Raw genomic sequence first — 9,534 nt, 5'->3', positions numbered from 1 at the left:
TATTAATACTGACTTTACAAGATCACCAAACTGTTCATAATAATTAATATCCGTTAAATTCCTACTAAAACCACCTCGAATTTAATCATCGAAAATCATCAAATTTCTATAACTATTATTGGTATTTAACTCTCTGATAATTATTATCATAAGTTTTTTTAGTGATTTCTTTCACATACGCCAAAATCAGCAAAATCCCGTCCATCTATGCGCATACGGCAATCTTCGATATAGTTCATCTTCATTCATTAGCAGAATTCATTAAGTTTCAACTTTTCTTCGTTTTTAAGCTCTCAAAACATGAAGAACAGGCTTATAAACTCGCATATACATTCATCTTTTGCTCATTCCTGTTGTATAAGGTATGATAATAGATAAATAAGTTATATAATATTATATATATAGTCAACTCTATATGGTGTTGTGGCTTTCACCAAAATGAAAGCATATATATATAATGACTATATTAATGTAGTTGGAGAGCTATATTTTTAACTCATACATAAGGAGAACAGAGAATGAAAATTTTACTTGTAGAAGACGAAGAAATGCTGAATGGCATTACCGCCAAATATTTGCGTGCAGAGAATATGACAGTTGATACATGCTTCAATGGTCAACAAGCCATCGATTATGTAAATACATCCAGCTATGATGTTATCGTTATGGATATCATGATGCCAGTTCTTGATGGCATTAGCGCTCTTGCACAAATGCGTAACGACGGCAATACAACACCTGTATTGCTTTTAACTGCAAAAGATTCCTTGCAAGATAAAGTTACAGGCCTCAACACAGGCGCTGACGATTACCTTGTAAAACCTTTCGATCTTGAAGAATTAACAGCTCGTATTTATGCATTGGCTCGTCGTAATGCGCGCCATGCACAAAACGATATCCACGTAGGTCCGCTTACAATCAATGTGCCTCAACGTACCGTTAAACGCGATGGTGAAACAATCACATTGACTGCAAAAGAATTTGACCTTCTATTCTATTTAGCAAGTAACGAAAACATCGTATTATCCCGTCAACAAATTCTTGACCATGTTTGGGAATACGACTATGAAAGCTACTCTAATCTTATCGATGTATACATCAAAGATTTACGTAAAAAGATCGATACTGATGAGAATGTAAAACTCATTCAAACAGTTCGTGGAGTAGGGTATGTCCTCAAAACAGAAAACTAATGATCCTCACCGAGATCTAGACACCATGTCTGGGGCAGCTACCGATTTATTTAATCGGCTGCCCCTCACTTTTAAAATTATGTCTTGGTATACCATCTTTTTGCTCATCATTTTGATGGTTGCCTCTGCATGGATTTATGCCTATACGCACGAATCCGACAACAAAGAAGTACGTGAGCGCTTGCAGCAGCAGGCAATGATCATGGCTACGGATATTCGCAAATTTAAACCGTACCAAGATAATACATTCTTCTTTGTTTCCACCCAAGACGGCTATATTATTAAAGGCGCCTTACCAGACGGCTTCCCAAATCAAACAGTCCTTTCCTTAGGACAGGTTGGAGAAATTGCTGTTGGTGACGACACCTTCTATTACTACGATACGCCGGTTAACGAACCAAACTATCGTGGTATTTTGCGTGCTGTTACAAAGGTAAAAACAGCCTCTAAAAAGACAGAAAACCTACTGTATAGTTTATTATTAGGCGATGTTATCTTCTTGCTGATTTCATCACTAGGTGGTTATCTATTCATCAAAAAAGGCCTCAAGCCGGTCCGAACCTTAACGAAAACAGCTAAGGTTATCGGTAAGAACAATGACTTGAGCCGCCGTATTGATATTCCTGCTCGTACTGCGCGCGATGAAATATATGAGCTTACCACCACATTCAACCGCATGATTTCAGGTCTGGAAGACTCCTCTAATCGGGAGAAACAGTTTAGTTCTGACGTATCTCATGAGTTGCGTACACCAATTGCTGTTATCAAAGCAGAAAGTGAATTCGCTTTAAAATACGGCCGTACAGAGGACGATTTGCGAGAAGGCTTAACACATATCTTAGAACAAGCCAAGTTTATGACTAACCTCGTAAGTCAATTGCTCGATGTAGCGCGTCTAGAGAACGCTCACGAACTCAACTTAGCACCTGTAGATGTATCATTGATGTTAACCAATATGGTTCATGACTATACACGACTCGTTGCAGAGAATACAGAAAAAAAGATTTCTATCACATCCAATATTCAACCGCATATGAGTATCGTTGCCCATGAGGTATCCTTACGTCGTGCCATTACAAACTTGGTGGACAATGCTATCAAGTTTACGAATTCCACCATCGACATTTCAGCCAAGCTTGCCGGCGGTGAACTCATTATTACAGTAACAGATAACGGCATCGGTATCGAGCCAGAAAACCTTGAGTATATTTGGGATCGCATGTACCAAACAGAGCAATCTCGAAACAAGAAATCAAATCACGGTATTGGACTTGGCTTATACTTTGTAAATAAGGTAATTAACTTGCACCATGGCACAGTAACAGCCGCAAGCGAGCCACAAGTAAGAACTACATTTACAGTACGATTGCCGTACAACAGAACAGAAGAATAAACTAAAGGGACTGACCAACGGGTCAGTCCCTTTTATTATGAAGCGCTTAATTATTTAGCATTTAATTGTTTAGCCTATGAATTGTTGCCATAGTGGCATATACACATATTCGAGGAAGGTCCATACAACGAGCCCTGCAATAGCACCAACAATGGCACCATTGATACGGATCCAGCTGAGGTCATCCTCTACCTTAGATTCGATGAAGTAAATGAACTTCTCTGTGCTAAGGCCGCCCAAAACTTGGCGTATGATGGTTTCAATAAGGTCATAGCCCTGTTCAAGCACATATATACCAATATTGTGTAATGTATCTTCTATACGATTTCTCAAATCTTCGGATTGGCCATATACAGTCCACAATTCAAGAGCAATATTCACAAGAACTTGGGCAGGCGTTTCCCCATTTTCATCCCCTACAAGTAATAATTCCTCTACATAAGGGCATAAATGGTTTTCAATGACAGATTCCCAATCTTGTTCACGAATCCAACGTTCCCACGCTTCATCGAGAGCATCACAAACCTCGCGATTCTCTTCTATGTGGCGAATTGGGTCTACCCATTGGCGCAGCCATGCAGTCCGTTCCGGACTATTTGGGCGCTTCCAATTTTCAAGCATAGCATAGGCCTCTTGAACGATAGCCTGTGCCAGTTCATGGTAGTTCACCACATCGGTCGCTTCAGACATAGAGATGAGGAAATCAGACCAGAAGCCTTTTCGCTTTTTCTTATGCGCCTCTTCTGCTACAACCGCTGTAAGCCACGTAACCATAGCTGGATGGTTAATACGTTCTTGAATTACATTCAATACCTGTACAACCATACCTTCATAGCGATTATGTTCACATAAGTCGAGCAATACGTGTTTCAAAACCGGTACAAGAGAATGTTTTTGAAGCAATCCACGGATGCGTTTTGCCCCCCATTGTGCCCATTCCTCGTTCGTTTGAGATTTCCACAACAGATGTAAACCTTGATGTATCACAAGGCGCGCTGCCCGTTGCCCTTCTGGAGATAGCAGAAACTTCTCGAACAATGGTACAAATTGGACATTACTCAACAATACTTTGCACCGTTCCTTGGTAAGCATCTTTGTCTCAACGAGCTTGATAACACCGTTGATAAGGCGATCCTTATTCCGAGGAATCAATGCTGTATGATATGGGAATCCTAGTGGCTTACGGAACAATGCAGTTACAGCAAACCAGTCTGCCACACTGCCGATAAGGGCTGACTGTACAGCCCAATAAAGCGGCTGATACCAGCTTTCACGGCCATAGAAAAATTGACCTATGAAAACAAAACAGTACAATACGGCGGTCAAGCCAAGAATACCATTAGCACGTTGCCGCAAAGTGAGGGATTTCAAATACTGAATCATTTGAGCACCCCCTCTACCAAAAGGTATAAACCGTAGAATATACCACCTAAAACAGCCCCTACGAGGGAACCATTGATACGAACCATTTGAAGGTCATAGTACATCTTGCCTCGTACAATTTGGGTGATTTCATCAGGGGAATATCGAGATAACTCTTGCCCTACCACCTTATCGATGAGAGGGTTTAATTTTTGTAACCACGGAATGCTGCGTAACAAGAAAAATCGTTCAAACGGTGCTTGCTTGTCTGGGTTCAGCAAAATCTCTGTACCGAGCACGTTAAAGCGGCCGATAACGATGTCCATGAGACGTTTCCAGTCCACAGTATCACCATCGATGAGCTTGCCTTCCCATTCTTCGAGAACCATCTTGATCCATTGATCCTTATGCTCTTCGATGAAAGCTTGCCACTCTGCATTGGTTTCCAAATTATTGAAGAAACGAATGGCTTGGCCCCATACGTAACGACCTAAATCAGAGTCGATGGACTCATTATCCTTAAGGAATTGAACAGCCTTTTTCTGTACTGTTTCTACCAATCGTTCTGGTGAAAGCCCATCCCCGCCAAAGGCAATAGCCAATTCACGGAAGAAGGAATCCTTCGTATAGGTTTTCATAATGTCTAACATTACGCGGTACAAATACGGATATACCTGATTTGATGAAATGACGCGCTGACAAGTACGATTAAAGTAAAGCCAGAAAATGCTAGCCGTATGGCGTTCTAGCATACATCGGCCAAACAAGATAACGAGTGGTGTCGCCTTCCAGTTTGTCACGCCTTTGTATATGGCTTTATTGATTTCCTGACGCATAGGTTCAATGTCCATATGGGACAAGACCTGATTGCCTACGCCATACAAAATATCACGCATTTGGTCTTGTCCTACATCACTCATGCCATATTCAATAATGCGGACCATAACCCGTTCTTTTTTGATGGCATAGTACATTTGAGGCACGCGCAATAGTTCTTCACTGAGCATGGTGCGCCCCATTTGTATAAGACGTTCCTTACTGCGTGGTAAGATAGCCGTCTTAAAAGGTATCCCCAAAGGTTTTGTAAAGAGGGCCGTTACCGCATACCAGTCCGCCAAGCCACCGATCATAGCGGCCCCAGATACGTGCATGATAAATGCCCAAAACATATCTTGCCGTTGTGGATATGAAATTAAAAATATAATAGCCATGACAACCAATAGGGTGGTTGCCACTGGTTTAGTTTTCATCATCACTTGATCCTAACTTACTAAATTACGTATACAGACTCTCCCCATATAACGTAGTGACCATATAGGCCACGAACTTTCACGTACTACAACAACTTGTGAAAGTATATTTAATATGTGTATCAATCATCTGCTAGAGCATCCGATTAACACTTCAGTTAAAATGTGCATTCATCGCCTTCTTTTTGAGGTTCCCATACAGGGACATCGCCAAAGAGAGCTTTAAAATACACAGATGGTGTCCATAGTGGTCCATTTAGATGCATCGGAATAAAAGCTTTTTTCACCTCTACACGGCGCAAAAACTCAATGGCGCCCCACTCCATAGCGTCTTCCAAACGATTATCTACAGGGAACATCGCTACATCGACAGATAAACCATCCAATTCTTTGAACTCACGCCACGCCATGCGCTTTGCATCAGCATTATTCTCTGGCGTGTCACCAAGCCAATGCCACCAGTTGAGGTCACCTGCGTGGAAGATAGAATCAGAATCGATGTTAGCAGTATTTGTCTTTACGTAGAAAGAACCACCTTCATCGGTACTACCATACATATGAATGCCTACATCGTCTAATATCGCATCATGACCTGGGCGCATGGTAATGCATTTCTTTACCTTGCCTTCTAATGGCACATCTTGATGGCAAATGTAGCGTGTTTGAGGACCATCAAACTCTGTAATGGATGGATTAAAATGATCTGCATGAACATGGCTTACAAAGAACCAAAGCTCACGTCCACGCTTTGCTAATTGCCAAACTATATTGTTAGGATCTTTATAATAATCAAACACATAGCAACGCTTACCGTCATCTACAAGAAAGCCGCTATGCGCTAAAAAAGTAACATTTAACATTATTATCAATACCTCTCATTTATTGAGAATTTATATCATTCGTATTGTTTATTATACCATATTTTTCTTAATACATGGCATAAACAAATGGCTATTTATAACATATATAAAGGCTTTGTTAAGCCATATCAAATATATAATCCCCACATGTATAACATAATAAGGGCAGAAATGCCGCTGCCGTTTCTTAAATACGGCCAGCGGCTTTCATATAGTCAATATATTGGTTCCCCCATTTTTCAAGAGATGCGAGAACCGCTTTAAACTCTGCCCCCACTTCGGTAAGACTATATTCTACCTTAGGTGGAATAGTACCATATACTTCACGATGAACTAAACCGTCATCCTCCATTTGGCGAAGAGCTCTAGTGAGTGTGGCTTGCGTAATTGGATATAAGCGGCGCTCTAACTCACGGAAGCGCACAGGACCTTCAGATAATTCGTGCATGATCAATAACGACCATTTGCCGGCTAATAACTTTTGGCTCGTTGCATAGGGACAACGGCCCACTAAATCATGAACATTTACAAGTTGCTCTGCCATGGTGATTCTCCTTTTCGCTCTAATATAATTCAAATGTTATCACATATTTTTACTATTTCAAGTATTTTATGGTATCTTTTTTTAGGGTACAAATATTTATGTTCGCTAATATTACTATATACGCAAAAGAACCGCTAGTTACAAAACTAGCGGTTCTTTTCTTTACCATACTAAGGACACTACTAAACGAACTCTTTTAAGAAGCAAGAGATATTATAAATCAATGTCACTTATTCCCTAAAATTTAGCCGTCTGCCGAAATTATAATAATGTTTTAATAAAAGATTCCATTTCCATCGGTTTTACAACAGGCTCAAAGCGCCCTACCACATTACCTTTACGATCTATAACAAACTTAGTAAAGTTCCACTTCACCTCATCGTCCTTTAGATAGTTAGGATCAATGCCATTGAGATAGTCTGTAAGCATTTCTGTCTTATCACTAGGCGGGAACCCTTTAAATGGTTGCTCTTTAATCATAGATTTGAATAAATCCAAGGCACTTTCATCACGTACATCAGATTTCCCCATCACAGTAAAAGTAACCCCATAATTTACCTTGCAAAAGGATTGAATTTCGCTATTAGAACCAGGTTCTTCTTCCCCAAATTGGTTAGACGGAACAGCAATAATTTCTAGACCTTGGTCTTTATATTTCTTATAAAGCGCCTCTAACCCATCATATTGATGAGTAAAACCACATTTACTAGCAGTATTAACAATAACAAGCACTTTACCTTCAAAGTCTTTTAAGCTTTGCTCTTCACCAGCTTTATTGAGTAAAGAGTAATCATATACAGTCATGATATGCCACCTAAAAATATTCATACAATAGATATTATTAACCAATACTATCCCAATAATGTTTTCACATCGTAATTAAATTTAGCCGTTCTTTCAGCCGCAGTTTTCTGCCATTCTGTAGGTGCTGTACCGTCTTTCTCAAGGAAGAATCCAGAGTCAAGATAGCGAATGATGATGTAGTTGGAATCTTTTTGATCAAAGCCATTACCACGACTGAAGTCAATGCCATGACCTGTATTGCGTGTTACAATGGCTTCCAATAATGGCAACGTAATAGCATTCAACGTGATTTTCATATCAGGAGAATCAAAGATTTTTTTAAGGAAAGAACTAGGCTTTTCTTCCTTGTACACTAAAAGCTTGCTAATCGTGCCATTAGATGCACATACTACGCGACGAATATCTTTAATAGGAATATCTACCTTGCCATTTGAGATAACACCGTTTTTAATGGTAATTTCTCGTTTACCCATAAAGGAAGAGTCTAATGGTAATTGAAGAGTATCTAAGTTCGCAGGAAAATCTGCAGTCAATTTATTTCGAGCAAAGGCTGTAAGAATCGCTTTTGTTTCACGAATGTTATGACCAATGTTAGATTCTGTACGGTCCGTATCTAAATCTTGGCCTTCTATATTTTTCCAATTATGGTCTCTAAACATAATTGTATAATTAGAATTTGAATTTAGATATCTTGTAAGATATAGCTCATTTACGTCATTAAAATCAATGTCAGTAATAACCGTACCATTAGCATCTTTACAGAGCACCCCATTGTAACTTATCGTTAAGGTACGATCAGAACCTTCAAAAACAACAGGATTTGTGTCAAATACAGAAATCATAGCCCTCTCCTTTTCACAACTTCAATCACAGTTCCCCAGCATATACTGGACATACCACTGAAAAACATATATTGATTAAATATATTAATCAAATAATCTCAACTTAATCATACACCTTCTATATATATTTACACAAACAAAAAAGCTGATTCCGAAGAATCAGCTTTTTCTATTTCATTGAAATATTTCAAATGAAGTTGTAGTTGAAATTAGATGCTTTCAACAGCAGCGATAGCAGCAACGTCTACAACGTCTTGAGCAGAGCAGCCACGGGAAAGGTCATGAACTGGTTTAGCCAAACCTTGAATCAATGGGCCAAGAGCGTCAGCGCCGGAGAAGCGTTGTACCAATTTGTAACCGATGTTAGCAGCTTGAAGATCAGGGAAGATCAAGATGTTAGCTTTACCAGCTACGTTGGAGCCAGGAGCTTTCTTTTCTGCTACGGAAGGAACGATGGAAGCGTCCAATTGTAATTCGCCGTCGAATTTGAAGTCAACATTGCGTTCTTTCAAAATGTTAACAGCTTCTACTACTTTGTCTACTTCTGGAGTGGAAGCGGAACCTTTAGTGGAGAAGGACAACATGGATACGCGAGGATCAGCCATGCCAACAACTTTGCGAGCTTTTTCTACAGTGGATTCTGCGATATCAGCCAATTGTTCGCTAGTTGGGTTAGGCAATACGCCGCAGTCGGAGAATACGAGCATACCGTCGTCACCATATTCTTTTTTGCTTGTGAACATGAACATGGAAGAAGATACAGTTTTAAGACCTGGTTTAGTACCTACAACTTGTAATGCAGCGCGCAATACGTTTGCAGTTGGGCAACCGGAACCAGCAACCATACCATCTACTGCGCCAAGGCGAACGAGCATAGCGCCGAAGAATAAGCAGTCACCTTTCATAGTTGCGTCAGCTTTTTCAGGAGTCATACCTTTTTTAGCGCGCAATTCTACGAATGTATCAACCATTTCTTGGTAACGATCGTAGTTAGCTGGATCGATGATTTCAGCACCTTCGATGGATACGCCAACAGCTTTAGCAGCTTCAGCGATTTCAGCAGGATTACCTACCAATACAGGTGTTACGAAACCTTCTTTCAAAATGATTTCAGTTGCTTTCAATACACGTTCATCTTTGTATTCTGGCAACACGATTTTTTTACCTAATGGTTTTACTTGGTCTTTTAATTTTTGAATTAAATCCACGATTTTTGCCTCCTTAACATTGGCTTATGCCATATCAATACTATTATTATAGCAAGTTAACAGCTCTCTAACAACCAT

At 39.9% G+C, this 9,534-nt stretch carries 9 protein-coding genes; 2 read left to right on the top strand and 7 right to left on the bottom strand.

What is annotated here, in order from left to right; all coding sequences use genetic code 11:
• Positions 1-518 precede the first annotated feature (518 nt).
• Entirely contained in the window at positions 519-1,193 is a 675-nt protein-coding gene (locus QZ334_RS05305; RefSeq protein WP_005385087.1) for a response regulator transcription factor, read from the top strand.
• Complete coding sequence (locus QZ334_RS05300; RefSeq protein ID WP_295232510.1) at positions 1,171-2,586, top strand: sensor histidine kinase; 1,416 nt, start codon at positions 1,171-1,173, stop codon at positions 2,584-2,586. The genes QZ334_RS05305 and QZ334_RS05300 overlap by 23 nt, the downstream gene beginning before the upstream one ends.
• A gap of 69 nt (positions 2,587-2,655) precedes the next feature.
• Here QZ334_RS05300 and QZ334_RS05295 read toward each other — a convergent pair whose 3' ends face one another.
• From QZ334_RS05295 to pta, 7 genes are all read right to left on the bottom strand, one after another.
• Complete coding sequence (locus QZ334_RS05295) at positions 2,656-3,969, bottom strand: DUF445 domain-containing protein (protein ID WP_295232508.1); 1,314 nt, start codon at positions 3,967-3,969, stop codon at positions 2,656-2,658.
• On the bottom strand, positions 3,966-5,201 hold the full coding sequence (locus QZ334_RS05290) for a DUF445 family protein (protein WP_295232506.1): 1,236 nt from the start codon (positions 5,199-5,201) through the stop codon (positions 3,966-3,968). The genes QZ334_RS05295 and QZ334_RS05290 overlap by 4 nt, the downstream gene beginning before the upstream one ends.
• A 155-nt stretch (positions 5,202-5,356) precedes the next feature.
• Entirely contained in the window at positions 5,357-6,058 is a 702-nt protein-coding gene (locus QZ334_RS05285; RefSeq protein ID WP_295232504.1) for an MBL fold metallo-hydrolase, read from the bottom strand.
• A gap of 187 nt (positions 6,059-6,245) precedes the next feature.
• Positions 6,246-6,602: a winged helix-turn-helix transcriptional regulator gene (locus QZ334_RS05280; RefSeq protein ID WP_295232501.1), complete on the bottom strand. Its 357-nt coding sequence runs from the start codon at positions 6,600-6,602 to the stop codon at positions 6,246-6,248.
• Between the two features lie 261 nt (positions 6,603-6,863).
• The gene (locus QZ334_RS05275; protein ID WP_295232498.1) at positions 6,864-7,406 is read right to left on the bottom strand and encodes a glutathione peroxidase; all 543 of its coding nucleotides are present in this window, start codon (positions 7,404-7,406) and stop codon (positions 6,864-6,866) included.
• Between the two features lie 47 nt (positions 7,407-7,453).
• A complete protein-coding gene (locus tag QZ334_RS05270; RefSeq protein WP_295232495.1) occupies positions 7,454-8,248 on the bottom strand; it encodes a hypothetical protein in 795 nt (264 codons plus the stop codon).
• A gap of 209 nt (positions 8,249-8,457) precedes the next feature.
• A complete protein-coding gene (pta, locus tag QZ334_RS05265; RefSeq protein ID WP_119207069.1) occupies positions 8,458-9,456 on the bottom strand; it encodes a phosphate acetyltransferase in 999 nt (332 codons plus the stop codon).
• Positions 9,457-9,534 lie beyond the last annotated feature (78 nt).

The organism is Veillonella sp., assembly GCF_019414865.1.
Classification (GTDB): Bacteria; Bacillota; Negativicutes; order Veillonellales; family Veillonellaceae; genus Veillonella.
Note: the sequence above shows the minus strand (reverse complement) of the source record. Positions and strands in the feature narration are given on the sequence as shown.